The sequence below is a fragment of the Roseibium sp. MMSF_3544 genome (assembly GCF_030732845.1).
GTDB lineage: Bacteria > Pseudomonadota > Alphaproteobacteria > Rhizobiales > Stappiaceae > Roseibium.
This window is the reverse complement of sequence record NZ_JASHKA010000025.1, coordinates 32,063-55,919: the sequence shown is the minus strand read 5'-3', so window position 1 is coordinate 55,919 and position 23,857 is coordinate 32,063. Positions and strand designations below refer to the sequence as shown.

Annotated in this window: 25 protein-coding genes and 1 riboswitch; of the genes, 18 read left to right on the top strand and 7 right to left on the bottom strand. The window is 56.7% G+C overall.

Annotation, left to right across the window (positions count from 1 at the left end; genetic code table 11):
* Nucleotides 1-173: 173 nt before the first annotated feature.
* Together RBB47_RS25920 and RBB47_RS25915 are read left to right on the top strand one after the other, a co-directional pair.
* Entirely contained in the window at nt 174-2,399 is a 2,226-nt protein-coding gene (locus RBB47_RS25920) for an RND family transporter (protein WP_305988810.1), read from the top strand.
* A 124-nt stretch (nt 2,400-2,523) separates the two neighbouring features.
* Nucleotides 2,524-3,330, top strand: a complete 807-nt coding sequence (locus RBB47_RS25915) for an alpha/beta fold hydrolase (protein WP_305988809.1) — start codon at nt 2,524-2,526, stop codon at nt 3,328-3,330.
* Between the two features lie 9 nt (nt 3,331-3,339).
* On the opposite strand, the gene RBB47_RS25910 is transcribed toward RBB47_RS25915, so the two are convergent.
* On the bottom strand, nt 3,340-3,765 hold the full coding sequence (locus tag RBB47_RS25910; protein WP_305988808.1) for a nuclear transport factor 2 family protein: 426 nt from the start codon (nt 3,763-3,765) through the stop codon (nt 3,340-3,342).
* A 333-nt stretch (nt 3,766-4,098) separates the two neighbouring features.
* On the opposite strand from RBB47_RS25910, the gene RBB47_RS25905 reads away from it, so the two are divergent.
* From RBB47_RS25905 to RBB47_RS25880, 6 genes are all read left to right on the top strand, one after another.
* Nucleotides 4,099-4,434: an STAS domain-containing protein gene (locus tag RBB47_RS25905; protein WP_305988807.1), complete on the top strand. Its 336-nt coding sequence runs from the start codon at nt 4,099-4,101 to the stop codon at nt 4,432-4,434.
* A gap of 29 nt (nt 4,435-4,463) precedes the next feature.
* The gene (locus tag RBB47_RS25900; protein WP_305988806.1) at nt 4,464-6,095 is read left to right on the top strand and encodes a Na/Pi cotransporter family protein; all 1,632 of its coding nucleotides are present in this window, start codon (nt 4,464-4,466) and stop codon (nt 6,093-6,095) included.
* Nucleotides 6,096-6,206: 111 nt separating this feature from the next.
* Nucleotides 6,207-6,420: riboswitch (cobalamin riboswitch) on the top strand.
* Between the two features lie 380 nt (nt 6,421-6,800).
* Nucleotides 6,801-7,205 (top strand): DUF1636 domain-containing protein, encoded by a 405-nt coding sequence (locus tag RBB47_RS25895; protein ID WP_305988805.1) that lies wholly within the window; start codon nt 6,801-6,803, stop codon nt 7,203-7,205.
* The gene (locus tag RBB47_RS25890; RefSeq protein ID WP_305988804.1) at nt 7,202-7,975 is read left to right on the top strand and encodes an ABC transporter ATP-binding protein; all 774 of its coding nucleotides are present in this window, start codon (nt 7,202-7,204) and stop codon (nt 7,973-7,975) included. The genes RBB47_RS25895 and RBB47_RS25890 overlap by 4 nt, the downstream gene beginning before the upstream one ends.
* Nucleotides 7,976-7,990: 15 nt before the next feature.
* Nucleotides 7,991-8,926 (top strand): ABC transporter substrate-binding protein, encoded by a 936-nt coding sequence (locus tag RBB47_RS25885; protein ID WP_305988803.1) that lies wholly within the window; start codon nt 7,991-7,993, stop codon nt 8,924-8,926.
* A gap of 87 nt (nt 8,927-9,013) precedes the next feature.
* Nucleotides 9,014-10,021: an iron ABC transporter permease gene (locus tag RBB47_RS25880; RefSeq protein ID WP_305988837.1), complete on the top strand. Its 1,008-nt coding sequence runs from the start codon at nt 9,014-9,016 to the stop codon at nt 10,019-10,021.
* Here the strand turns inward: RBB47_RS25880 and RBB47_RS25875 are convergent.
* Both RBB47_RS25875 and RBB47_RS25870 read right to left on the bottom strand, forming a co-directional pair.
* Entirely contained in the window at nt 9,978-11,219 is a 1,242-nt protein-coding gene (locus RBB47_RS25875; protein WP_305988802.1) for an MFS transporter, read from the bottom strand. The two genes, RBB47_RS25880 and RBB47_RS25875, sit on opposite strands and share 44 nt — an antisense overlap.
* Before the next feature lie 156 nt (nt 11,220-11,375).
* Nucleotides 11,376-12,242, bottom strand: coding sequence for an SDR family oxidoreductase (locus tag RBB47_RS25870; protein ID WP_305988801.1), 867 nt, complete (start codon nt 12,240-12,242; stop codon nt 11,376-11,378).
* A gap of 163 nt (nt 12,243-12,405) precedes the next feature.
* On the opposite strand from RBB47_RS25870, the gene RBB47_RS25865 reads away from it, so the two are divergent.
* Entirely contained in the window at nt 12,406-12,810 is a 405-nt protein-coding gene (locus RBB47_RS25865) for a helix-turn-helix domain-containing protein (RefSeq protein ID WP_305988836.1), read from the top strand.
* A 19-nt stretch (nt 12,811-12,829) separates the two neighbouring features.
* Here RBB47_RS25865 and RBB47_RS25860 read toward each other — a convergent pair whose 3' ends face one another.
* Both RBB47_RS25860 and RBB47_RS25855 read right to left on the bottom strand, forming a co-directional pair.
* Complete coding sequence (locus tag RBB47_RS25860) at nt 12,830-13,720, bottom strand: hypothetical protein (RefSeq protein ID WP_305988800.1); 891 nt, start codon at nt 13,718-13,720, stop codon at nt 12,830-12,832.
* A gap of 9 nt (nt 13,721-13,729) precedes the next feature.
* Entirely contained in the window at nt 13,730-14,536 is an 807-nt protein-coding gene (locus RBB47_RS25855; RefSeq protein ID WP_305988799.1) for a helix-turn-helix domain-containing protein, read from the bottom strand.
* A 110-nt stretch (nt 14,537-14,646) separates the two neighbouring features.
* Between RBB47_RS25855 and RBB47_RS25850 the strand changes: the two genes are divergently transcribed.
* Entirely contained in the window at nt 14,647-15,033 is a 387-nt protein-coding gene (locus tag RBB47_RS25850) for an MAPEG family protein (RefSeq protein ID WP_305988798.1), read from the top strand.
* Nucleotides 15,034-15,108: 75 nt separating this feature from the next.
* Here the strand turns inward: RBB47_RS25850 and msrB are convergent, their stop codons facing one another.
* Nucleotides 15,109-15,567 carry a peptide-methionine (R)-S-oxide reductase MsrB gene (msrB, locus tag RBB47_RS25845; protein WP_305988797.1) on the bottom strand — a complete coding sequence of 153 codons (459 nt, stop codon included), beginning with the start codon at nt 15,565-15,567 and terminating at the stop codon, nt 15,109-15,111.
* Nucleotides 15,568-15,651: 84 nt separating this feature from the next.
* Nucleotides 15,652-16,629: a diguanylate cyclase domain-containing protein gene (locus RBB47_RS25840; protein ID WP_305988796.1), complete on the bottom strand. Its 978-nt coding sequence runs from the start codon at nt 16,627-16,629 to the stop codon at nt 15,652-15,654.
* 427 nt (nt 16,630-17,056) lie between these two features.
* On the opposite strand from RBB47_RS25840, the gene RBB47_RS25835 reads away from it, so the two are divergent.
* From RBB47_RS25835 to RBB47_RS25800, 8 genes are all read left to right on the top strand, one after another.
* On the top strand, nt 17,057-19,450 hold the full coding sequence (locus tag RBB47_RS25835) for a putative monovalent cation/H+ antiporter subunit A (protein ID WP_305988795.1): 2,394 nt from the start codon (nt 17,057-17,059) through the stop codon (nt 19,448-19,450).
* Nucleotides 19,450-19,869, top strand: coding sequence for a Na(+)/H(+) antiporter subunit B (locus tag RBB47_RS25830; RefSeq protein WP_305988794.1), 420 nt, complete (start codon nt 19,450-19,452; stop codon nt 19,867-19,869). Before RBB47_RS25835 ends, RBB47_RS25830 begins: the two co-directional genes overlap by 1 nt.
* A complete protein-coding gene (locus RBB47_RS25825; protein WP_305988793.1) occupies nt 19,869-20,246 on the top strand; it encodes a Na+/H+ antiporter subunit C in 378 nt (125 codons plus the stop codon). Before RBB47_RS25830 ends, RBB47_RS25825 begins: the two co-directional genes overlap by 1 nt.
* A gap of 5 nt (nt 20,247-20,251) precedes the next feature.
* Nucleotides 20,252-21,841 carry a Na+/H+ antiporter subunit D gene (locus RBB47_RS25820; protein WP_305988792.1) on the top strand — a complete coding sequence of 530 codons (1,590 nt, stop codon included), beginning with the start codon at nt 20,252-20,254 and terminating at the stop codon, nt 21,839-21,841.
* A complete protein-coding gene (locus RBB47_RS25815; RefSeq protein ID WP_305988791.1) occupies nt 21,838-22,314 on the top strand; it encodes a Na+/H+ antiporter subunit E in 477 nt (158 codons plus the stop codon). The genes RBB47_RS25820 and RBB47_RS25815 overlap by 4 nt, the downstream gene beginning before the upstream one ends.
* Nucleotides 22,311-22,667 (top strand): cation:proton antiporter, encoded by a 357-nt coding sequence (locus RBB47_RS25810; RefSeq protein ID WP_305988790.1) that lies wholly within the window; start codon nt 22,311-22,313, stop codon nt 22,665-22,667. The genes RBB47_RS25815 and RBB47_RS25810 overlap by 4 nt, the downstream gene beginning before the upstream one ends.
* Nucleotides 22,664-23,011, top strand: a complete 348-nt coding sequence (mnhG, locus tag RBB47_RS25805; RefSeq protein WP_305988789.1) for a monovalent cation/H(+) antiporter subunit G — start codon at nt 22,664-22,666, stop codon at nt 23,009-23,011. The genes RBB47_RS25810 and mnhG overlap by 4 nt, the downstream gene beginning before the upstream one ends.
* 319 nt (nt 23,012-23,330) lie before the next feature.
* Nucleotides 23,331-23,747, top strand: coding sequence for a MucR family transcriptional regulator (locus RBB47_RS25800; RefSeq protein WP_305988788.1), 417 nt, complete (start codon nt 23,331-23,333; stop codon nt 23,745-23,747).
* Nucleotides 23,748-23,857: the final 110 nt, after the last annotated feature.

Sequence of the window (23,857 nt, the reverse complement as noted above, 5' to 3'; positions counted from 1 at the left end):
AAACCGTTCAAGAAAAGCGTGGCTATGGCAGAAATGTCATGCAGATAGCCTTTTATACTCCATGAATTCTGACAAACTGTAGCATCACTTTACGTGAGGCGTGCATATACTTGGCGAATTTTGAAACATAGCATCATGGGTGCGGGCTGTTTTAGGCGATAAAGGAGGGGGCAGTGCGGGTTTTGTTGTGGCCAGGACTTTTTACTCTGTCGCGGCCGCTCCTGTCTCTTTTCGTGCTTCTGGTCCTGTCCGGGCTGATGTTTGTTTCCGTCCTGCAGCTTCGATTTGAAGACGATATCACGGCGAGCTTTTCGTCAGGCAGCGGACATGCCGAGGCTTATTTCGACTTCTTGCAATCCAATGAAGGGGTCTCGCCCCCAATTCTTGTCGTTGTCCGTTCACCCGAGCCCTTTGATGCGGACGGCTACGGTGCGCTTCAGGAAATGCAGTTTGACTTCGCGCTTATCGAAGAGGTCGCTACCGTCGTTTCTGTTGCATCTGCCAGGTTTCCTTCTTGGCATCAGATCTACCCGGACGAACCGGTTTTGCCTTTTGAACTGGACCTGGATGCGATTGAGGAGAGGGCAGCCGCCTATGAAAACCTTGGACTTCAGCCCCGGCTCGCACTCTCGCCCGACAGGAGAACGGCGCTCTTTGCCATCGGACTTCGGGGTGGCTTTACGGATGGTCTCCTGTCTGAATTCAGGCAAGTCGCTGACCGGGCATCATTGGGCGGTTACAGCATCGACGTGACAGGTGCCCAGACGATCGGCCCGGAAATGGTCCGGGCGCTTCAGACGGATTTGCTTGTGTTCAACTCCGCTGCTGCGGTTGTTGCCCTGGTTGTTGCCTGGCTGGTGCTCGGCAATCTGCGGCTGGTAGCCTTGACTGTTGTTCCGGCGTTTTGCGCTGCCTATTTCTCGCTGGCATTGTTCTTTCTCCTCGGATTGAAAATCACTGTTTTGAACAACGCAATTCCGCTGTTGGTGATGGTGTTGGCGCTCGCAGATGCTGTCCATCTGATCTTGAACATGCAAAACAGGACGGGTGTCAGCGGGACGATGGAACGCGTCCGAAAGACCTACCTGGAAGTCGGACCTGCCTGTGCGCTGACGGGCGTCACGACATCGATTGCCTTTTTCATGATCGCAATGACCGACAATGCGCAAACAAGAGAAATGGCACTGCTCGGGGCTGCGTCGGTGCTTGTCGGGTATGTTGTCGCCATGGCCGTTTTCTGTCTGCTGGCGCCCAGACTTTGGCCACTTGAAGCTGGACAACGCATTTCTATCCGATTTGCCTTGCCGCCAAGCCTTATCTCTCTGATTGCGACGAAATCCCGCGCCATCAGGTTACTCAGCTACCTGATTTCCGTCGCCGCTGTCATTGGACTGATCACGGTCGAACCCTGGTTCAAGATGGACGACAACTTGCCCGCGACCAGTGCGATGAGGAACGTCAACGAGGTGATCACAAAGGATTTCGGAGGTTTTTACCCGCTGTGGTTCGAGCTCGAGGCGCAAAATGAACAGGGGTTTGAAGCACCCGACGACTGGCAGCGTTTGGTTAACTTGGTCAGCGTCATCGAAACGGCGTCGCCTCACGCCACCAACCTGTCGCTTGTGTCGCTGGCCAAGTGGCTCGATCGCCCGGATCGCCTGCCTTCGCGCGAGGACATCGAGAACTGGCCGTCGGATACAAAAGACGTTTTCCTGTCTCCTGACGGGAAGATCGCGCGGGTCATGACGCTCGTTCCGGAGCCGATGTTTGACAGGCGGATGCTCGCAGCGCAGGACACGCTGGAAGAGGCTGTGAGGGGTGCATCGAATGCCGCCATTGTCGGGCAGCCGATGATCATGCGCTACGACACGCTGGATCTTGTCAGGCAACATGCATTCGGTCTTGCTGCGGCCTGTCTGGCAACGGTGCTGGTCATTGCCGCCTACTACCGTTCCTTCGGTCTTGTTCGCATATTGCTGTTGCCCAATCTCCTGCCGGTCGCCATTGCGATCGCGGCCCTTCACATCATCAATGAAGGTCAGTTGACACCGGCAGCGCTGCTGGCAGTGACGATCGCCTTTGGAATAGCGGTCGATAACTCAATTCATTTCATCAATCGGTATTCGTTGGAAAAGAAGAAACAGGACACACAGCAACAGGCTCTGGAAGCGACGATCGCCGAAACCGGCCAGGCGATGATCATCACAACCGTCCTGATCTGCTCCGGGCTCGCGGTCACGCTTGCGAGCGCATTTTTCACGGTGAAGCTGTTCGGCATGTTGCTCATCGTAACCTTCCTGGCGGCTCTTCTCGGCGACCTCTTGCTGCTGCCGAGCCTGATCGCCAAGCAGGAGCGGAGCGGCGCTGAGCGCGTGGGGCCCGGTTCACGGAACAGCTAGCCAAATGAGATTGTGGTAGGCTTGAAACGAAACCTGAGAACAGCGCCAAGCATATGACGGCGCTTGAAAATCAACCGTATCCCGGAGTTTTCGGTAGTTTTTTTCATAAGTTAGCGGTGCCCATGTGACCGACAGTCCTGACCGGAAAATTGAGTATTACGAAACTGGATCCGGAGCCCCGGTTCTCTTCGTGCCGGGTTCTTTCAGCACGTCCGTTGCCTGGCGGTCCATGCAGAAATGTCTGCCCGATGGGTATCGCTGCATCGGCACCAGTATTTGCGGGTATGGGGAAACTTCAGAAACGCGAAGTGGCGACGATTTTGATATCGCGCACGAAGTGGCCGTGATCGAAATGGCTGCTCAAAGGATCGGTTCGCCAATTCATCTCGTCGGGCATTCCTTCGGCGGGACGGTTGCGCTGGCGGCGGCATTAAGCGGCCGGATCGATGTGCGCAGTCTCGCGACCTTCGAGGCCAATCCACTCAATCTCATGCGCGAGCATGGTGACATCGACCTGTATGAAAGCGTTCAGCGCATGGCGGCCGACTTTGAAGAGGCACATGACGCAGGCGAGCGGGATGCGGCTGCGCGCATTATCGACTTCTGGGGTGGCACCGGCTCGTTTGCAGCGCTTCCTGAGAGTGTTCAGGACTATTGCAGGCAAACGGCGGCTGCAAACGTGTTGGACTGGCACACCTGCTTCGGATTTACGCTCACGCGACAAGATCTCTCGCGCTTGGGCATACCTGTCCTGATCGTGCGTGGTGGACTTGCCAACCCGGCAATGGTGGTGATCAGCGGCGTGCTCGACGAGGGCCTGCCAAAGTCACGTCAGGAAGTGGTCGAAGGCGCAAGCCACTTTCTGATCAGCACGCATCCAAGCGAATGCGCCGAGCTTCTATCCGGCTTTCTGGCTGCCAATAGCGGCTGAGAATTCGCCTTAGCTTCGTGACGCGAAATCCGCATCGCGCGGATCGCCATGCGTGACGCTGTTCAAGTACGCTTTCTTGATCCGTTTGCCTTCGAAATTAAAGAAAGCAATGGCACGCGTTTCGAACTTCTGGCCGGTGACCAGCGACTTGCCGCGCGTGTAATGCATACTGAAGAGCCTGTCGCCATCCTCCATCATCTCCACGAAGTCCTGTTCCTCGACGTCCGCGTCTTCCCGCATCCGGTTGATGCGGCTTTGAAACACATCGCGCGACAGGCGGTGCCCGTCGATTTCCGCTGAAAAGTCAGGCGTGAAATAGGTGTCCATGACTTCCTGCGGGCTTTTCTTCGGTTCAAACACCCAGTCGAACATGAAATCCTGAAAGACCGTCTGGAGCGGTCCTGAAAAACCGCCTCTGTTTTGCTGTCCCGACATTTGTCTTTACTCCACGTTCCTTCTCCGCAGACAGTTTACCAGCATGGCCGGTTCGAACCCAGAACAAGTCCGACAGGTGTCACTTTTTGACCTCTGAAGGTCTGGTGGAGATAATGGATGACAACGGAAATTGAATAGATTACGCTACGTGAATCGAGGATCTCAATTTTAGGAGACCCTCGAATAACCAGATACTTATTGATTATTGAATAGCAACAAAAACCGTCGCTGAAATCGAGCCAATTGTTTTTTCCGGTCTGATGAAGCGATCCTGAATTTATAACTATAAAGACGACTCTCCCGGCTATTCAGCTGTCCTTTTGGAGATCCGGAATGAATTTTGAAATTTATAAGGAAAATGACATTTGCATACTCAGGCCCACTGGCCGAATGGATAAAGAAACAATTCCAGAGTTTGAAGAACTTCTTTTCAGCCTGATCGACAGCACGCCGGTCAAACTCCTGATCGACATGCAAAGAGTGACCTTTCTTGCAGGAGCAGCACTTGGTGTACTGCTTGCTGTCGCCAAGCGGCTGAGCGGTGGTGCTGACAGACTCTGCCTTTTCGGACTGTCGGGCCGGACCCGGGAAGTTTTTGAAGTGTCCGGGTTCGTTTCGATCCTGGAAATCCACAGCGACGAAATTAGTGCACGCGGAGAAGTCCGCTGACACAGGATGGTTTTCAGATCGCCGCAACGATGTTTGCGGGGCTTGGCCTGTTTTTCTTCGCCATGCATTTTCTTTGCGTCAATCTCAAGCGCCTGGCCGATCAACGGCTGAGGCAGCGCATCGCAAAGCTCACTTCGACCACGCCGGCTGCAATGCTCGTCGGCGCGGTCATGATTGTCATGACACAGAGCGGATCCGCGCTTGTTTTCCTGCTTGTCGGTCTTGTGCGTGCAGGCATGATGACACTGAAGCAGGCGCAACCCGTCGTTCTGGGTGCAAATGTCGGGGCAGGGCTGGTCGTTCTCTTTCTGACCATGGATATTCGCATTGCCGTCTTGCTGCTGATCGGCGTGGCAGGTTTGCTCTATGCCTTCAGTGCACAAAACCGGGAGCGTGTCACCGGGGCTGCAATCAGCGTGGGACTGCTTTTTCTCGGCATGCAGATCATGCGGGACGGAGCGTCGCAGCTGGAGGCGACCGACTGGTTCGCGCGTTTCGTGGAATCGTCCGCAGGATCTCCCTTGTTGGCGTTTTTCGCCGGTGCAGCTCTAACCTTCTTTGCGCAATCTTCGGTCGCCGTAACGGCTGTCATGATTGTGTTTCTTCAGTCAGGGCTGATGGGGCTTCAAGACGGCGTCATGTTCGTTTATGGCGCGAATATCGGCGGGTCGCTGCTGATGATGGTGCTCTCGGCAAACCTGTCCGGGGTGCAGCGGCAGGTGGCACTTTACAAGTTCGGATTCAATCTGGTTGCCGCACTGATATTGGTGCCGCTGTTTTACGTAGAGCTGTTCACCGGGGCGCCGTTGGTGATCGCCTTCGTATCGGCGCTGAGCGAAAATGCTGGCACGCAAGCAGCATTGGCCTACGCGTTCTTTAACGCATTTCCCGTTCCCTTGTTCCTGGTTCTGCTCGGACCGACTGCCAGTCTTCTCAGAAAGATCAGTCCCGAGACGCGCTCGGAACTCGGAGCAAAAGCCAAGTATCTCGCTTCTTCAGCACCTGACCAGCCTGCCATTGCGCTTCGGCTGGTGGACCTTGAAACCAAACGATTGCTCGACCTGATCTCGACCGGATTTGAAGCGTTGCGACAAAGTCGCGACGTCAAGAAATTGCGAGAACATCTCGACGCAGCTGAATTGTTGAGAAAAGTCATTCTTGAGGCGCTGAACGACGCTGCCTCCCGGCGCTCACTGAGCATCGAGGACTACGAGCGTATCGACATGCTCATGCGGGTTCACTACGCCATCGGGGCAATGCGCGATGCCCTTGAAGAACTTGGTGCCGAGCTCGCCTGTTTGCGCCGGAAAAGGCCGGACCTCTCTTTTTCGGATTCGGTGGTCGAAGGGTTGGACGCCATTCTTGCTGTCCTGATTTCGGTGGCACGGCGGCGCGATGAACATGACATTGAGGTTCTGTTGAGACTGACGTCCAAGGAAGGGAACGGCATCAACACGATCAGGCTTGCCTATCTCCAGGGTGAACATCTCCTGAAGCCGCAAGACAGGGAGCATCTGCTCAATGCGATGAATGTGTGTGAGCGTTTGATCTGGCTCTTTGGCGAAACGGGCAAGGCATACGGTTCTTTGGGCCGCGCTCAGGTGGAACTTCTCGCTCCATTTCTTGAGGAGCAGCGCAGATCCGGAAGGGTCACTGCATAACGGCGAAGAGTGAGCGCTGCGACAGGTATATGCCTGCCGGTGCGTTAAGGGCCCGGTCCGCGCTCCAACGAAAGGGGTGACTGAAACTCCGTTGACAATCGACCTCGATTTCGTCACACAAGATGAGATGGTTCTCGAATCCGGAGCCGGATCGAGATTAAAAGGGAACACGGTGAGGCGTAGCCAGAAGGCACCAAATCCGTGACTGCCCCCGCAACTGTGAGCGGTAAGCGAACCTGAAAGCGCCACTGGGAATGCCCCCGGGAAGGATCAGGCTAGCGATGACCCGCAAGTCAGGAGACCTGCCATTGCACTTTCAACTTCAACCCGGACGGGGTGTTCCGGAGGAGCGGATGAGATGGCAAATCGGCATAAGCTGACACAGTTCGACATTCGGTTCTTCAACGCCCCGCGCAATCGCGGAGGGCGATATGAACCGGATACAAGACGAACAGACTGAATTTACTCCTCTTTTTTTAGCCAAAGCCAGGAGCCTTAGCGAGCGTGCTGCGCGAGCGATGTGCCCGAACGGCACCATGCCGGGTGTTGCATCGAACAAGAAATGTAATGTAATAACATTACAAAAATCGAATTCCTCCAATCTGTCGGGGGCTGCAGAAAGTCCGGACCTAAGTGCCGGACCAATTTCGAGGGGCGAAGCGAACCATATGGGTGGATTGGAACGCAAACGCCGGGGGCTGCCGGATGAGCGCTGAAACACACAAGATCTTTGTCTGCACTTCATGCCGCCACAAAGGCACGAATTGCCGGCCGGGTTACCAGCTGATCAAAACCTTGCAGGAAGCCTTGAAAACCGCCTTGCCATTGACAGGGGACGACTTCGAAGTTTCGGGCATCGCATGTATGGCTGGCTGTTCCCGTCCTTGCACGGTCGCCTATCGTGCGAATGCGAAGGCGACATATCTCTTCGGTGATATTGATCCGGAAGCGGACATAGACGATCTGGTCGCGTTTGCCCTGCAATACAGGGAACTCGATGACGGCTGGTGCAACTCCGGCGATCGACCCGGCAAGCTCAGCCGGACAGCTTTGGCTCGCATTCCCGCGGCGATTATCGTCGCGGAAGCGAACGAGGCAGCCGTCTCATGAGCGGCGCGACGCTTTCGGTCAGGCAGGCCAGCTGGAAAGCCGGGCAGGGCGAAACGATCCTGCATCCGGCAAGCTTTGACCTTCCGGCCGGACAGGTTCTGGGATTGGCCGGGGCAAATGGTGCCGGCAAGTCCACGCTGCTGCGTCTTCTCTACCGGTTCCACAAACCAAGCACCGGTTCGATCCTCCTGGACGGTGAGGATATCTGGAAAATGTCTGCAAGATCAGCGGCGAGAAAAGTTGCTGCCGTTTTGCAGGAGCAGCCGACTGATTTTGCTCTGACCGTTTGGGAGATCGTCGCACTCGGACGGCGCCCGCACGGGTCCGGCTTTGCCGGTAACGGCAACCGTGACCTGGAAATCACGGAAGGTGCACTGGACCGAATGGGACTGTTGCCGCTTGCTGCGCGATCCTTTGGAACGTTGTCAGGAGGTGAGCGCCAGCGGGTCATGGTGGCACGCGCCCTGGCACAGGAGCCGCAACTGCTCGTTCTGGATGAGCCGACCAATCATCTCGATATCCGGCATCAATTGGAGATTGTTGCTCTGATCAGCAGCCTCAACATCACCATCGTCACGAGCCTGCATGACCTTAATCTCGCGGGCCGCGTCTGCGATCGTGTGCTGCTGCTCCACCGGGGCGCAATGGTCGCCTTCGGGGAACCTGAAGACGTGCTGACACCGTCGCATATCGAGAAGGCCTACTCCGTCCAGGCGCATCTTGAACAGCTCGCGCCGAGCGAACAACCGCACCTTACCTTCCATCTTTAGACACTGGAGAGTTTCATGAAACACATCGCCCTTGGCCTTGCGGCCTCACTTTTTGCAGGATCCGCTCTTGCAGAAACGACCGTTCAAAGTTGCGACCGAGAAGTGTCGTTCGACGCACCGCCCAAGGCGGCCATATCCAACGACGTCAATCTGACAGAAATGATGCTTGTTCTTGGCCTGCGGGATCACATGGTTGGCTATACCGGGATTTCAGGCTGGAAGACATTGGATGAGGAAATGCGCGACGGCGTTGCCGAGCTGCCCGAGCTGTCCGCGAAATATCCCACCAAGGAAGTTCTGATCGGAGCCGATGCGGACTTTTACTTTGCCGGCTGGAACTACGGCATGAAGGTGGGCGGCGAAGTGACGCCGGAAACCCTGGAACCCTTCGGCATCAAGGTCTATGAGCTGACCGAGTCCTGCATTCACATCGGCGAAAAGCCGAAGGTTTCCATGGCGGACATGTACAACGACCTGCTCAACCTCGGTAGGATCTTCGAGGTTGAGGACCGGGCGAAGGACCTGGTTGAAGGCTATAAGGCTGACCTTGAAAGCTACAAATCCGCTTTGAAAACCGGTGACGACCCACTGCGTGTGTTTGTCTATGACAGTGGTGAGGACAAGCCCTTCACAGCAGGTCGCTACGCGATGCCGACAGCTCTGATCGAGGCAGCAGGTGGCGTCAACGTTCTCGATGATTTCGACAAGAGCTGGGCCAAGATTGACTGGGAAACCGTCGTCGAAAAAGACCCGGAATTCGTGGTGATCGTGAACTACGGCAACGTTACCGCGGAACAGAAGCGCGATTTCATGAGGCAAAATCCGGCGCTGGCGGAGATCGACGCGGTCAAGAACGACAGGTTCGTCACTCTTGAATACGTGGAAGCAACACCGGGACCGCGCAACATCAAGGCTGTCAAGAAGCTCGCAGAAGCCTTCTGGGGAGAGTGAACCTTGTTGCAACGGCCGCACGAAAAGAGCACGCAAGTCAGCGTTCGTGGAATTGGCAACCGTTCGTCGAACTGGGGCTTCGGCTTCATGTTGCTGACAGGTGGTCTGGTTCTCATCGTGTCTGTCGTGGTGGCCGTGTCCGTCGGTGCGATTTCCGTTCCCGCCGGCACGGTTTTCGGGGTCGTTGCAAACAAGATTGTCCCAGGAGCTGTTGAAGTTAACTGGTCCAAGGGCAGGGAGGCGATTGTCTGGGACATTCGCCTTCCGCGCACTTTGCTCGCCGGATTTGTCGGCGCAGGTCTCGCTATCGTCGGGGCGGCGCTGCAGTCGGTGACACGCAACCCGCTGGCCGATCCTCATCTGTTGGGGATTTCGTCCGGTGGTGCTGCGGGTGCCATTCTGGCTCTTTTGCACACCGGTCTTTTCCTCGGACTGCTGACAGTCCCATTGATGGCTTTTGCAGGAGCACTCGTGGCAACGCTTGTGGTTCTCGGCATCACCCATTTCGCCTCGGCAACCAGCGCTGACAGGCTGGTGCTGGCAGGTGTCGCAGTCTCCTTCATCATCATGTCCTTTGCGAACATTCTGATTTTCCTCGGCGACCCGCGTGCGACCCATACAGTTGTCTTCTGGATGTTGGGCGGGCTCGGTCTGGCGCAGTGGAACCATCTCTTGTTTCCTCTGGGCATCCTCGTCCTGACCGTGCCTTATCTGTTGGCCAAGGCGGCCGATCTCAATGCCATGACGATCGGTGATGAAACAGCGTCCACGCTTGGCATTCCTGTCGCGCGCTTCCGGCTGGCCGTATTTGTGGTCGGCGCGCTGATCACCGGGGTCATGGTGGCTTTTTCCGGGATCATCGGGTTCGTCGGTCTCATGATCCCGCATATCGCCAGATTTCTGGTCGGAGGCAACTACACGCGTGTGCTGCCCGCCAGTCTGCTACTGGGGGCGATCTTCCTGATCTGGGCGGACATTTTGGCGCGGACGCTTATGGCTCCGGAAGACATGCCGATCGGCATCGTGACCGGCCTGATCGGCGGCGTCTTCTTCATCTTCCTGCTGCGGTCGCGGGCCGAGCGCGGCGGCCGCTGAACAGAATGAAAATCATGACGGCCATGTTCAGGAAGTTCCAGGCAATGCCGTTCAGGAACGCTGCCTGATAGGACCCTGTCAGATCGTAAATCAGACCCGACAGCCAGCCGCCGAGCGCCATGCCGAGGATTGTCGACATCATGACCAGTCCGACCCGCTGGCCGGCTTCTTTTGCGGGCAGGTATTCCCGCACGATCACGGCATAGCTCGGCACGATACCGCCTTGCGAAAGGCCGAAGATCAGAGAAACCAGATAGAGCGATGCCAGGCCATTGAAGGGTATGTACAAGAACAGCGCTGCGCACTGGAGAACCGACCCGATCAGGAGCGTCCTGACGCCGCCGATCTTGTCGGCCAGGAAACCGGACACAAGACGGCTGACCACGCCCGCGCCCGTCATCAACGCGATCATGTCTGCTCCGGGCGCAATTCCGTAGCCGAGATCAACGCAATAAGCGACGATGTGGACCTGCGGCATCGACATGGCCACACAGCATCCGAGCCCGGCGATCACCAGAAGGATTTGCAGCGCTGTCGGTGACAGTCCGGTAGATTGTTGCCCGAAGGCCAGAGCTGCAGGCTGCGCGGCAAGAGCTGCCTCCGGTGGAGGACGTCTCAGGATCAGCGCCAGCGGAACCATAGTGATCACGCATATTGCCGCGATCAACAGGTAGGTTTCGCGCCAGTCATTGGTCAACAGGCTCCACTTCACGAAAGAGGGCCAGAGGACACCGGCAAGATAGTTGCCGGATGCGGCACAGGCGACCGCGAGACCGCGGCGTTTCAAGAACCAGTGCGATACATCGGCCACCAGCGGGCCGAATGTTGCCGCTGTTCCAAGGCCGATCAACACGCCCTGAGCAAGTGTAAACAGCCAGATGTCGCGGCTGACCGCCGCCAGCGAAAACCCGGCTGCCAGAAACAATGCAGATGCGATCACGGGCGGCACGATCCCGTACCTGTCAACGAAGCGCCCGAGAATGTAGTTGCCGACCGCGAACCCGGCCATGGTCGCTGTATACGGTATGGACGCTCCCGCGCGGTCGACGCCGAAGTCGGCCTGGACGTCCGGCAGCACAATGACAACCACCCACATGCCCGCACCGCCGATTGTGCTTAGCAAAATCGAGATCGCCAGCCGGAACCAGGCATAAGGGCCGTCTTGTGTGAATGGATCTGACGCGGGCTTAGGAGGCATTTCAAGGCTTTCAAACTGGCTGCCAATCTCTGCCTATCAGCTCACGTGCAACGGGACCAACAAATATCCTTGAAGTGTATCACTCACGTTTTGAATGAATCGGCGGAGGCTCGCGAAAGCCTCCGCCCTTTTTTACGGAACATGGATGTCGAAAAGTCAGGCGCTGGTCTTCGTTGGTGTGAGCGCTTCGGCGACAAAAGAACTTAAGCTTTTCGTCGGATGGCCAAGGATGCCCCGCAGCGCTGTCGATGCGTTGAAGAGTTCGCCGTTTGCCGCCCCGCGATCGGCATCAGCAAGTGCTTTTGCGAAGCCCTCGGGCAACCCGGCGCCGGTCAGCATGCCCGCGTAATCTGCTTCAGACAGGTTCTGAAACGGGATGGTCCTGCCACTCTGCAGCGAGATCTCTTCCGCAAGATCGGTCAAGGTGATTGCCCCATCCCCGGCAAGCTCGATTGAACGCGTCGAAAGGTCATCACCGGCAATGATCCGGGCGGCGGCCTCGGCGTAATCTTCCCGGCCTGCAACGGAAATCCGGCCACTTGCGCTTGCGCCAACAACAGCGCCGTGTTCAAGGGCTGCGGCAACCGTTCCGGCATAGTTTTCCAAGTACCAACCGTTGCGAAGCACGGCATGAGGAATTCCGCTGTCGATTAGCAGTTGTTCCGTTTCGATGTGCTCAGCGCCGAGGATGAGGCTGGAAGACGGCACATTGAGCAGACTGGTGTATGCGATGAACTTGACCCCGGCGGCCTTTGCCGCATCGATGACTGCCTTGTGCTGACCGACACGTTGACCGACTTCAGAACCGGAAATCAGCAGCAAACGCTCGACACCCTCAAGAGCCTTCGGAAGCCCCGCAGGGTAGTTATAGTCGAACTGTGCGATGCTGACCTGATCGGACGAAAGGTCCAGCGCTTTTTCAGGTGAGCGAACCAGCGCACGAACCGGTGTGTTTGTAAGGCCTGCGAGATGTTTCAATACGAGCCGGCCCAATTGTCCGTTCGCACCGGTGACCGCAATCATGGCAATTCTCCTCGTTGTCGGTGATGGATTTGATCCGATGCGGCTGATGTAGACTCAAAACTTACTTTTTGTTAGTACGTACAAAAAGGTTAGTTTTGGAAGATCTGAGTTTATGACCTCTTCAAAGCATCACAAATCGCCGGAAAGCCCGCCTTCAGGGGCCATGCTGCAAGAGCCGGACGGCCACAGACTGTCCGACATGCTGCGGCGCGGAGAGCTGTTCAACCAGAACTGTCCCTCCAGAGAAATCCTGAAGCATCTGACCAGCCGATGGGGCGTTCTGGTGCTGATTGCGCTCCTTGAGCGAGACCATCGATTTTCAGATCTCAGGCGGACTGTCGGAGGGGTGAGTGAAAAAATGCTGGCGCAAACGCTCCAGACGCTGGAAGCCGACGGGTTTGTCGACCGGTTTTCGCATCCCGTTGTTCCACCTCATGTCGACTACAGCTTGACGCCCATCGGGCGCGAAGTTGCGCTCAAGGTCAGAGACTTTGCCGACTGGATCGAAGTGAACATCAACCGGATTCTGGCAACGCAGCTTGAGCGAAGCCCCGAGCAAACCGGGTAGGACTGGCGGCAAGGCAGAGTTACCCGGATGGGCAGACCTCCGCGACTTTACGGTCTTCCAGAAGCATCTGGACGCAACCGGTCGAGGAAGAATTACCGGACCGTTTTGCAGACTTGACCGGCGACCGGAATGTTGCCCGATGGAGTTCTTCAGCACGGCCATTGCGCAAGCCGATCACGCGCAGCGTCCGCCGGTCGTTGGAGGGGACAACGATGTCGGTCTTGCCGTCGCCGTTAAAGTCGAGATCTGCGGAAAGGGCTTGCTCCCGGGCCCCGATCTTGTGGTTCGAAAAGCCGGCAACGGAGGCTATCGGCGCCAGTGATCGACCCTGCCATTCAACGAAGTAAAGCGTCCCGCCGATATGCGGTGTTTCAACGTAGGCTATCTGCGGCTTGCCGCGGCCCGCGTAGTCGGCAATCCCGGCAATGTTCAACCATCTGTTCGGAATGCCGATCGGAGCCGTCGCTGCCAGTTCCACGAGCCTGCCGTCTCGCAAACCGAAGATCGCGACGCTCGCGCCCGCGTCAAGGTAGGCCCGGATCGTGATGATCTCTACCGCGCCGTCACCGTCGAGATCCATGATCCTTGGGGTCCGGTCTTCGAAGACTTCGTTTTCAGGAAGCGTAAGCTCGTAAGTGCTGCCGTTCTTGACGGCGACATGCAGGGAGCCGGCCTCGATGGCATCACCCAGGATGCCGTGACGATAGCGGCGTGTGGGCGATCCATACCAGGCCGCGACTGTCTGGCCGTCGTCCCGATACAGCGCATAGTGTCCGTCCGGCAGACCGTTTTGCGGTTTTGTCGGCTCACCTGACCAGACGTTGACGGGTAAGGAGGACGAAGCCGCCTCGCCAGGAGGAATTGTGATTGCAAGGAATAAGAAAGCGAACAATCCGGCGAACAGTCTCAAGGCTCCCTCCTATTCGGCTGCAGTAAGGTCTGCGGACTGGCCTGCCGACTTCAACAGGCAACTCTCCGTCTCCACATCCATCGGCACCATCATTTCGATCGTCATGCCTTCGATAACGGCATCTTGCACGGACACGAGTTGTCCGAGCATAGATGTCACCCGGAGCTTCGATCCATCCGGACCGAGCACCTCAATCGGTACAAAAACGGGTACGTCCTCCCGAAAGGTCTCGTCGAGGCCATCGAGCAGACCGCTTGCGTGGGCCTGTTCCAGAAGGTCGGCAAGGTCGGGATCTTCCGCCGCCTCCCGATAAAGCCGGGAGGCAAAGACCGGCGCTGCTTCATTCCAGTTCAAAATCCGCTGCCGGAACGCGGGTGACAGGAAAATCCGGAAGAGGTTGGGCGGTTCGTTCTGATCGCCGACAAAGCCCGCCAGAAACTGCTTGCCGGGTGTATTACTCCGCAGGATCGTCCAGCGCTTGTCGAGCACAAATGCCGCGAAGGGCCAGTTTGCAAGGATCCGTGTTTCGATCAGGTTGAGCGCGTCCTGGATGTCCGGCGCATCTTCCGCCCGGCACTTGTAAGGGCCGGCAAGCCCCGCCGTCTCGTAAAGCACTTGGCTGCGGCTGACGGGCAGGGCGAGCTCGCGTTCAATCCGCTGGATCATGTAGCGCGACGGCTGCGCACGGCCGGTTTCCAAAAAAGAGATATGGCGCTGGGTTGACCCGAGCCGGTCGGCGAGGGCGGTCTGGCTGAGACCGCGTTCGGCGCGCAATGATTTAAGGGAGTTTCCGAATGCCTGGCTGTGCACGTTCATGTTCAGATCCGTGACCTTGCGTTCTATTCCCTGCAAGGGAATTGCTGCGACTGCAGAAAAATCTAGGCTTGCGGCCGAAATCATTCAACACACGAACGCTGGAGCAACCAATGACAACGTGGATCCTTGCCGTTCTGGTGCTTTATTTCTGCCAGATCTATCTGACTGCCCTCATGTATCTGCCGACGGCTGGATTCGTGCGTCTCGCGGGGGGACGGGACGCGTTGCCGGACAAGGGCAAGTTCGCCGGGCGCGCAGACAAGGCGCTTGTCAACATGAAGGAAAATCTGCCGTTCTTTCTCGTCCCGGCCTTACTGATCTATGTCGTGCCGAACGCCAATCTCGGCTTGGCGGTGCTGGGAGCACAAATGTTCTTCTTTGGCCGGCTGATTTACATTCCTCTTTATCTTTCCGGTATTCCCGGACCGCGATCCATTGGCTACGGGATTGCGCTGATCGGCAATATTCTGATCGCCTTGTCGCTTCTTGGTGGATGATCGAGAGGGGGCGCACTGCGCTGGTTGAAGTGACCGCCTGACCCAGTTCGGTCAGGCGGTTTCGTTTGGAGACGTTTAGGTCTTGTCTTCAGACTTTGCCGGTGGGCGCCCGCCATGGACGAAATTCATCGCATGCCCGTTGAGGCAATAGCGCAAACCGGTCGGGGCCGGGCCATCCGGAAAAACATGGCCCAGATGGGCATCGCACTGATTGCAGCGGATTTCCGTTCGGACCATGCCATGCGACTTGTCTTCAAGTTCCCTGATGGCGTCTTCGTGGACGGATTCAAAGAAACTCGGCCACCCGCAGCCGGCATCGAACTTGCTATCGGACATGAACAACGGGGCATCGCAGCACACACAGTCGTACCGGCCGACCAGCTTGTTGTCCCAATGGGGACCGGTGAAAGGTCGTTCGGTTCCAGACTGACGCGTTATGTAGAACTGCTCAGGCGTAAGCTGTTCCATCCACTCGGCAGTGGTCTTTCTCACTTTGGGAGGCTTTTCGTCCATTTGGGTGACGTTATCACTCATTCTGATCTTCCCGATTTTTAGCGTTTTGCAATGGACATAGGAAAAAGAGCAAGACTAGGCAAGAACAGGCCGATCACCAGTCTGTCAGCGGGTTAGTTTGTGCATGACTGTCTTGACTCTGTTTCCACCTTCCTGACGAGCCTGAAAAACACAGTTTTCCGCCGCAGCAAGGATGAATTCCGGGCTTTCCGAGATGCCGGTCTGTTCCGCCACAGCACATGCGGCACCGACGGACGCGGTCATGACGCCGTTGCCGGCAGTGTTGCCCGGATTGGGAATTCCCAGATCCTCGATGGCAACCTGAATATACGCGCTGATCGTCTCTGCACCCATTTCGTGGGTCCTGGGCAGAAGAAGTGAAAACTCCGAGGAGGCGGTGCGCGCAGCGATGTCGGCCGGCCGCCTTGCGGTTTCGTTCAACAGTTCAGCGACCTTTGCCAGACAGTCTTCCGCAGCTCCAGGTCCGTAGTTTTCTGCAAGCGATTCAAAGCGATCCAGCGTGACTTTGATCAGGCTTGTATGGGTCTTTTCGCGAAGCGCGATCGCCCATTCCCGTTTCAGGCTGTCTTCAAACGACCGTCTGTTGTGAAGACCGGTGAGGGGATCTGTTTGCGACGCCGCCTCAAGCTGGCTTTCCAGTTCGCGCAGTCGCGCGATGCTCCGGAAGAAGATCGCGAACGCATATGGTTCTGCGTTTTTGTCGGCCAGCAGATGTGTGGTGACCTCCGCCCAGACTAGGGGGCCGAAGGCTGATCTCACCTGAAGGTCTGCATGGGGAAGGGGACCGGCAGGATCGCCGCTACCAGACAGGATCCGGTGTAACGTCTCAGCGTCCGTGTTCAGTTCCTCAACGTAAACCAGGTCGCTCAGTTGCTCGGCGAGCGCGCCCGCATTCCATCCAAACAGTTTTTCCGTCGCCGGGGATATATAGGTTGGTGCACCGTCAAGCGAGAGCAGGATAACGGCGTCCTTGCTCAGTTCCACGATCGTTTCAAAATCTATGTGCGGCGTCCGGAGCAGATCTGTTCCCACAGAACTGTTCTTGTTGGTTTCCAACGCCATAACTGCCTCGCTCAGCATTGCTGCGACAATGCTACGTTCTTGGCTTCGCTGTCTCAAACTGAACGGTATTTACGCTGTGAAATCAAGTGGCTTGGGCCCTGGTCAATTGGCTGATTGCCTGATTTTACTTCCTCTTTTGGTTAATTTGCACAATTTAACTAGAGTTCGGCCCCGGCAGATTTATGCATGCTTGGTGATACTGCCGAACTCTCCGTCAACGCATGCGACAAAATCCCACGCTTGACCCACTAGACCAGCATAGATCGTTCGGTTCGTCGAAAAATCGTTCCGGAAGTGCTTGAAGACGCCTATCCATGTCCCTAAGACATGTCATAAGTCTTCCGGCCCGCTATGATCTGGCGAAAAGGTGTTGATTCGAACAGGTTTGACACCGGTCGTTTTATGAAAAACGTGACGAAAGCTCAGTATGACGCCAGCAGTGATCGACGACACTACTTTATACGCCGTACTTGCACCGTTCGCCGCAGCTCTCGTTGCGCCTGTTCTGACTCGCTGGTTCAAACACAATGCGGCGTGGCCTCTCGCGCTTGTTCCGGGGCTCATCTTCCTGCATTTCGTCGGCTTCATCGGGCCGGTTTCACAAGGGGAAACCTTTGTGGCCGCGAAAGCCTGGGCACCCAGCTACGGCATTAATTTCTCCGTCTATGTCGACGGGCTGTCGACGTTGTTCGGCCTTCTGATCTCGGGCATCGGCACCTTTATTATTCTGTACGCCGGAGGTTACCTGAAAGGACATCCGCAACAGGGCCGTTTCTTTTCGTTTCTGTTCCTGTTCATGGGCGCGATGCTCGGGTTGGTGCTCGGCAACAACCTGATTTCGCTGTTTGTTTTCTGGGAGCTTACCTCGATCACATCATTCCTGCTGATCGGGTTCGACCATCTTCGCGCCGCCTCCAGAAGAGCTGCCATTCAGGCGCTTGTCGTTACCGGCGGCGGCGGGCTCATTCTGCTGGCCGGGTTCATCCTGATCATCGCTGCGACAGGCGAGATTGAAATGTCCGTCCTGCTCGCCTCGCCGGACATTATCAAGGATACGGGTCTCTACCTGCCGATCTTCCTGCTGGTGCTTGGTGGCGCCTTTACAAAATCGGCGCAGTTCCCGTTTCACTTCTGGTTGCCCAACGCGATGGAAGCGCCGACACCTGTTTCGGCGTATCTGCACTCCGCAACCATGGTCAAGGCCGGTGTCTATTTGCTCATGCGCATGCATCCGCTCCTTGGCGACACCGTTCTCTGGACGACCGTGCTGCCATTGTTCGGCGGTGCGACGCTCCTCGTTGGGACTATCCTGGCCATCCGTCAGACAGACCTCAAGCTGATGCTGGCCTATACGACCGTTGCGTCTCTCGGGCTTCTCGTCATGCTGACGGGTACAAGTTATGAAAAGGCGCTCGAGGGGGCTGTGCTCTACCTTCTGGCGCATTCGCTCTTCAAGGGCGCGCTCTTCATGGTCGCTGGCACAATCGACCACGAAGCAGGAACGAGAGACATCACCAAGCTTGGCGGTCTCAGGGGCGCAATGCCGATCACGTTTGCAGCGGCCTGTCTTGCCTCTCTCTCCATGGCCGGTCTTCCGCCATTCATCGGGTTTATCGCAAAGGAAATCCTTTACTACGGTACCTCCGACATTGATGCCTTGGGTCAGCTTGGCGTGATGGTCACGATCGTTGCCGTCGTCGGTAATGCGCTGATGCTGGTGATTGCCGCTGCCGTGGCAATCAGACCATTCCTGGGCGCCCAGGTGGAAACGCCCAAACATGCTCATGAAGGCCCGATCCTGCTTTATGCCGGACCGGTTGTCCTTTCGGTCACCGGCATCATCCTCGCACTGATTGCGCACACGACCGGCGTGCTGTTCATCGGCCCGACCCTTTCGTCCCTTCTTGGTGAATTCACGCAGATCGATCTGCACCTCGTGCCGACAAAGATCAACGCCCCGGTGATCCTGTCCTTTGTCACGGTAGGCCTCGGCATCGCGCTTTATACCCAGCTGGACAAACTGCGGAGCATCACCGCGTCGGTGCTTCAGGCGATCGGCTGGGGACCGGACAAGGGCTTCGATCAGTTCATCAGCGGGACCGTCCGTATTGCCACGGTGCTGACGCGGGCGTTGCAGACCGGCAAGATGCAGACCTACATGCTTCTTACATTCGTGTTCACCGCGCTCGCAGTCCTGCTTCCAGGCTACCTGACAGACAGTTTCCCGGCGATGCCGAAAATGCCTGAATACCGCTTCTATGAGTGGGGCATCTTCCTGATTGCTGTACTCGGTCTTATTGCGGTTCTTATTGCCAAAACGCGCCTGACGGCGATTGTTTCACTCGGCATTCAGGGCTTTGCCGTTGCGTTGATCTTCATGATGTTCGGCGCACCGGACCTCGCATTCACGCAGTTCATGGTGGAAACACTGTCCGTTGTTATCCTCGCGCTCGTCATGACGCGTCTCAACTTGTCACCGCGCGATCACCGGTCAGTACCGGCGCGCGTTTTGACAGGCGTTGTTGCAGCCACGGTCGGGCTTGGACTCACCCTCACGATGCTTGCCATCACACAGCAGCCTTTCGACAGCAGGCTTTCGGAGTTCTTTACGGAATTCAGCCGTTCGATCGCTCACGGCCGCAACATCGTCAACGTGATCCTCGTCGACTTCCGTGGCTTTGATACGCTCGGTGAAATCGCGGTCGTCGTGCTGGCGGGGCTGTGCGTGCTGGCGCTTATCCGGATCAGGACCAGACCGGAACCGGACGAGGACGCTTCGCCTGACGAACCGAACCAGACTCAATCAGTGGAGGCACGCTGATGCGCACGGTCATTTTCCGCACCATCGCGCCTTACCTGGCCGCACTGATGGTCCTCTTTTCCATCTTTGTCCTGTTGCGCGGGCATAACGAACCGGGTGGTGGCTTCATCGGAGGGCTCATTGCAGCTTCCGCGCTTGCCATCTTCGGGATTGCCTGCGGTGTGGCGTCCGTCCGGCGGGCCATCGTGTTTCATCCGATGGGCATTTCCGGTTTCGGATTGTTCATCGGAGCGCTGGCAGGCGTGCTGTCCTTCTTCAACAACCAGGCTTTCATGACCAGCCAGTGGCTGATCTTTGATTTCTTCGGCGTCGAAGTCCCATTGTCCACGCCCTTGGTTTTCGACATCGGCGTCTATCTCGTGGTTGTCGGAGCCATCGGGTCAATTGCCCTTGCGCTTGAAGAAAGGGAGGCCGACTGATGGAAACAGGCGTTGCTATCCTGATTGGACTGTTTTTCACGGTCGCCGTCTACCTGATGCTTTCCAAGCAGCTTGTGCGGATCCTGCTGGGTATCGCCATTCTGGGCAACTCGGTGAACATGCTCATCTTCACCAATGGAAGACTGACACGCGAAATTCCGCCGCTCATCCCCGCCCATCTCTACGTGCCGGAGACAGCGACGGCCAACCCGCTGCCGCAGGCGCTCGTTCTGACCGCCATCGTGATCTCGTTTTCATTTTTTGCGTTCTTGCTGGTGCTGGCTTTCCGCGCCTATCAGGAACTTGGAACCGACGAGATCAACAAGATGCGCGTCGCAGAGCCTGAAAACGAACAAACTCCGCCTCAAGGGTATTAGACTGAATGGCCGGTCCCTCTGTTTCCGTTGATTATGCCGATGCAATGATCACCGCGCCGATTGCGGCGGGTGACTGGCTCATTGTGGCGCCATCGCTGATTACCATGATCGGTGGCGCGCTGTGCCTGATGCTGCGCAAGAATACCGACCTGCAGCCGAAACTCGGAATTGCGCTTCTTGGCGCACTGGTGCTTGCAAGCCTGGCGCTGCTGATACGGGTTCTGGATCATGGTGTCATCACCATGGTCATGGGCAACTGGTTGCCACCCTTCGGTATTGCCGTAACGGCGGACGCGCTCGGCGCGACGCTGACGTTCATCGGCTCGGTGGTGGCCTTTTGCGCCGGCCTCTTCGGTATGAAGACCGTCAACAGTTCCGGCAGGCGGTACGGCTTCTATCCGTTCCTGCTGTTGCTCATGACGGGTGTTTGCGGGTCGTTTCTGACAGCTGACGTCTTCAATCTCTATGTCTGGTTCGAAGTGCTGCTGATCTCTTCTTACGGACTGCTTGTGCTCGGCAATGACCGTATTCAGCTTGATGGTGCGGTGAAATACGGTGTGCTCAATCTGGTCGGGACCAACCTGTTCCTGATTGCAACGGGTCTGCTTTACGGCATTTTCGGAACACTCAACATGGCCGACATCGCCACGAAGGTCGCTGCGTTGGACAACCCGGCCTCCGGTACGCTGGCGACCGTTGCAGCGCTCTACTTTCTTGCCTTTGCGATGAAAGCGGCAGCTTTTCCGGTCAATTTCTGGCTTCCGGCTTCCTACCACACGCCAAACATCGTGGTCTCGGCCGTCTTTGCCGGATTGCTGACCAAGGTCGGGGTTTATGCCCTGATCCGCATCTTCGTGCTCATTCTTCCTGCATCGCGTGAATACATGGCCGATGTCATCGGACTTGTGGCGATCCTGACGCTGATGACTGGCGCACTCGGCGCGCTGGCGCAAACCGAATTGCGCCGGCTGCTCGGGTTTCTTGTGATCGCAGGTATCGGTTCGATGCTTGCCGGACTTGCAGTCGGATCGACGCTTGCGATCTCCGGAGCGATTTTCTACGCGGTCCATTCGATCATCGTCATGACCGCGCTCTATCTGGCTGCAGGCATCATGAACATGATGGAAGGGTCTTACAATCTCAGGCAGCTCGGCGGGCTTTACCAGAGAAACGTGGCCTTTGCCGGCGTGTTTCTCGTATTGGCGTTTGCCGTATCGGGCTTGCCGCCGTTTTCCGGTTTCTGGCCGAAGGTGATCCTTGTCGATGCGGCATTCGGCGACGAGCGTTTCTGGCTGGGGGCAGCCATTCTCGTCAGTGGTTTCCTGACCACCATGGCGATGGGACGCGTCTGGATCTATGCTTTCTGGCGCGGGGGACCGGAAGGCACAGCAGATGGCCAAAGTGTCGCCGTGACAGCGTCTTCGCCGCCGGAACTGGCAGGTGGAGCCGTTTGGTTGCCGCTTGGCGTTCTTACAGCTCTGGTCGTCTATTTCGGTATCCAGCCGGAATGGATGATTGAACTTTCAACGCGAGGGGCGAGCGGTGTCGTTGACCCGCTCGGATACCTGCGCTCAGTCTTGGGAGAGCAGGGATGACCAGTCTCTTTCTGATCAACATTCTCATGGCGCTTGCCTGGGGCGCGGTCACGGGCAACTTCTCGGAGATCAATCTTGCCTTCGGCTTTGTGCTTGGCTCCGGCGCGCTTTACCTGATCCGCGAACAGGTCGGCACGTCGGTCTATTTTCGCCGGTTCGGTAAATCGATCGGGCTGGCCGCCATGTTCGTTTACGAGCTGGTTTTGTCTGCCTGGCGTGTCGCGATGATCGTGTTGCGGCCGAAGATTGAATTGGAGCCGGGTATCATTGCGCTTCCCCTCAGTGTCGACAGCGATTTCGAGATCACGATGCTGGCAAACCTCATCACGCTCACACCGGGTACACTGTCCGTCGACGTGTCGGAGGACCGGAAGACGCTTTACATTCACTGTATTGACGTTCCGGATCCGCAAGCAACGATCGACGACATCAAAAACGGATTTGAGCGCAAGATCATGGAGGCGTTCAGATGACGGGATTTGAGTCATTTGCGGCAGAGTTTCTGGCGGGCGCCGTGAAGATTTCGCTCGGTATCCTGACCGTGTCTTTCATTGTCATTGTCTATCGGACGGTGCGGGGCCCAAGTCTGCCGGATCGCGTGATCGCGCTGGACATGCTGGTCGCCGTCGGGATCGGGTTTATTGCCGCAATCGGCGTTTCGACAGGGATCTACCTCTATATCGACATTGCCATCACGCTCGGTCTCGTCGGTTTCCTGGCAACCGTCGCCTTTGCCCGGTTTATTCTCAGCAGAGGCACGGCGGGTGACGAAACCATCATGCAGGAGGTTGAGGAGAGCATCAAACGCAGGGAGGCGGGACAATGATCGGTGCCGTCGTCGACATCGTCACCGGCTGCATGCTTGTCATTGGTGCGTCTTTTGCCTTTGTCGCATCGCTTGGGCTGGTCCGGCTGAAAGACGTCTACATGCGCACGCATGCCGCTTCCAAGGCGGGTACTCTCGGCTCCGGCCTCATGCTTCTGGCGCTTGCCGTTGAGGCAGGGGACCTTTCGGTCATGACCCGCGCGGTTGCAGGTGTCGTCTTCTTCTTGCTGACAGCCCCAATTTCGGCCCATTTGTTGGCAAAAGCTGCTTATGCGGCAGGATATCGTCCTTGCGCGGACACAAAAGTGGATGCTTTGGCCGAAACTGTTCGGCCAAACGAATGAATTCGCGCGCATAGCAGCCATGCGAAACTAGAAGACTGGCGTAAGGGAATACTATAGGATCATTGTCAATACCGAATTGTCGGAAATAGTCGGTATCTATAGAATTTGATTTATATTGGCAATGAGAGGGTTTTATTTGATTTTCGGGGTTGTGTGAAAAGGAAAGCAGCGATATAAGGCTGTGACAATCACCTGCAAAGTAGAATCGTTTTTGATTTCTAATTCCGCAAGTAACGTAGATTTCTAGGCGTTTTCGGGACAAATTATTTGCAGGGTTATACCGAAGCACAATTCGAATTTGGAAGAGAACAGGTGAAATATGACTGACAATCCGGTGGATGCTAATCTGATTGATCTTACGGCGGACATTGTCTCTGCGTATGTGAGCAACAATACGGTTGCTTCGACCGACCTGCCGAGCCTGATCAATGAAGTGCATGGTGCATTGCAGAAAACAGCATCCGCTTCCAGCGAGCCGGAGCCGGAGCCGCTGAAGCCCGCCGTGCCGGTCAAGAAGTCTGTTATGCCGGACTACATCATCTGCCTGGAAGACGGAAAGAAGTTCAAGTCGCTCAAGCGCCACCTGCGGACTCATTACAACATGACGCCGGAAGAGTACCGCGAGAAGTGGGATCTGGGCGCAGATTACCCGATGGTTGCGCCGAACTACGCCGCAGCGCGCTCCGAGCTTGCCAAGAAGATGGGCCTCGGACAGCAGCGCAAGCGCTCGAAATAAGATTCAGACTTTCTGAAAAGACAGACAAGCCGCCTTCGGGCGGCTTTTTTGTGCGTTGGAGCAGGGATGCGCGATGAGGTGAGAGGTCCTTTTTCGTTCGCCCGATCCTG

Coding starts and splice junctions, on each gene's coding strand:
- RBB47_RS25910 (WP_305988808.1), bottom strand. CDS start 3,765: ATGTCGGGACAGCAAAACAGAGGCGGTTTTTCAGGACCGCTCCAGACG.
- RBB47_RS25905 (WP_305988807.1), top strand. CDS start 4,099: ATGAATTTTGAAATTTATAAGGAAAATGACATTTGCATACTCAGGCCC.
- RBB47_RS25900 (WP_305988806.1), top strand. CDS start 4,464: ATGTTTGCGGGGCTTGGCCTGTTTTTCTTCGCCATGCATTTTCTTTGC.
- RBB47_RS25895 (WP_305988805.1), top strand. CDS start 6,801: ATGAGCGCTGAAACACACAAGATCTTTGTCTGCACTTCATGCCGCCAC.
- RBB47_RS25890 (WP_305988804.1), top strand. CDS start 7,202: ATGAGCGGCGCGACGCTTTCGGTCAGGCAGGCCAGCTGGAAAGCCGGG.
- RBB47_RS25885 (WP_305988803.1), top strand. CDS start 7,991: ATGAAACACATCGCCCTTGGCCTTGCGGCCTCACTTTTTGCAGGATCC.
- RBB47_RS25880 (WP_305988837.1), top strand. CDS start 9,014: ATGTTGCTGACAGGTGGTCTGGTTCTCATCGTGTCTGTCGTGGTGGCC.
- RBB47_RS25875 (WP_305988802.1), bottom strand. CDS start 11,219: ATGCCTCCTAAGCCCGCGTCAGATCCATTCACACAAGACGGCCCTTAT.
- RBB47_RS25870 (WP_305988801.1), bottom strand. CDS start 12,242: ATGATTGCGGTCACCGGTGCGAACGGACAATTGGGCCGGCTCGTATTG.
- RBB47_RS25865 (WP_305988836.1), top strand. CDS start 12,406: ATGCTGCAAGAGCCGGACGGCCACAGACTGTCCGACATGCTGCGGCGC.
- RBB47_RS25855 (WP_305988799.1), bottom strand. CDS start 14,536: ATGAACGTGCACAGCCAGGCATTCGGAAACTCCCTTAAATCATTGCGC.
- RBB47_RS25850 (WP_305988798.1), top strand. CDS start 14,647: ATGACAACGTGGATCCTTGCCGTTCTGGTGCTTTATTTCTGCCAGATC.
- msrB (WP_305988797.1), bottom strand. CDS start 15,567: ATGAGTGATAACGTCACCCAAATGGACGAAAAGCCTCCCAAAGTGAGA.
- RBB47_RS25840 (WP_305988796.1), bottom strand. CDS start 16,629: ATGGCGTTGGAAACCAACAAGAACAGTTCTGTGGGAACAGATCTGCTC.
- RBB47_RS25835 (WP_305988795.1), top strand. CDS start 17,057: ATGACGCCAGCAGTGATCGACGACACTACTTTATACGCCGTACTTGCA.
- RBB47_RS25830 (WP_305988794.1), top strand. CDS start 19,450: ATGCGCACGGTCATTTTCCGCACCATCGCGCCTTACCTGGCCGCACTG.
- RBB47_RS25825 (WP_305988793.1), top strand. CDS start 19,869: ATGGAAACAGGCGTTGCTATCCTGATTGGACTGTTTTTCACGGTCGCC.
- RBB47_RS25820 (WP_305988792.1), top strand. CDS start 20,252: ATGGCCGGTCCCTCTGTTTCCGTTGATTATGCCGATGCAATGATCACC.
- RBB47_RS25815 (WP_305988791.1), top strand. CDS start 21,838: ATGACCAGTCTCTTTCTGATCAACATTCTCATGGCGCTTGCCTGGGGC.
- RBB47_RS25810 (WP_305988790.1), top strand. CDS start 22,311: ATGACGGGATTTGAGTCATTTGCGGCAGAGTTTCTGGCGGGCGCCGTG.
- mnhG (WP_305988789.1), top strand. CDS start 22,664: ATGATCGGTGCCGTCGTCGACATCGTCACCGGCTGCATGCTTGTCATT.
- RBB47_RS25800 (WP_305988788.1), top strand. CDS start 23,331: ATGACTGACAATCCGGTGGATGCTAATCTGATTGATCTTACGGCGGAC.